Below are 535 nucleotides of genomic sequence, written 5' to 3' on the forward strand. Positions count from 1 at the left end.
GTAGCTCAGTAAGAGGTGAAGATTCTGCATTTAGGCCGTGGCTTACCATATCCATAAGACCATTTTTGCTGCTCTTATCTACGACAGTGTCCAAAAACGCATGTGCGCTGCCAATATTCACTGATAGGAGAGCTAAAGTTAGGAGAGTTTTACGCATAGTACCTCCGACGGTTGAGCGTTTTAACTTATTTGTTGTATTTATTTTTTTAGGTCATCTGACTGATAACTTCTATTATTTTATAAAAAAAGCGGCGCTAATGCGCCGCTTTATGTAGGTCATTGAGAAAAGTCTCAATTATAGAATGTCTAGTAGCTCAACTTCGAATACTAGTGCTGCGAATGGAGGGATTGCAGCGCCTGCGCCACGTTCACCGTACGCAAGGTCTTGTGGGATGTATAGTTTCCACTTAGAACCTACAGGCATTAGTTGTAGAGCTTCAACCCAACCTTTAATTACGCCAGTTACTGGGAACTCAGCTGGTTGGCCGCGAGATACAGAGCTGTCGAATACTGTGCCGTCTGTTAGTTCACCGTG

The 535-nt window shown here is 43.6% G+C and carries 1 protein-coding gene and 1 pseudogene; both read right to left on the minus strand.

Annotated elements, in window-relative coordinates; translation table 11 throughout:
- A pseudogene (locus R8N47_RS27915) lies at nt 1-157 on the minus strand (DUF2780 domain-containing protein); the annotation flags it as partial.
- A 138-nt stretch (nt 158-295) separates the two neighbouring features.
- The coding region (locus R8N47_RS27920; protein ID WP_318186449.1) for an FKBP-type peptidyl-prolyl cis-trans isomerase at nt 296-535 on the minus strand (240 nt) is incomplete at its 5' end.

This window comes from Vibrio sp. 2132-1 (genome assembly GCF_033344315.1).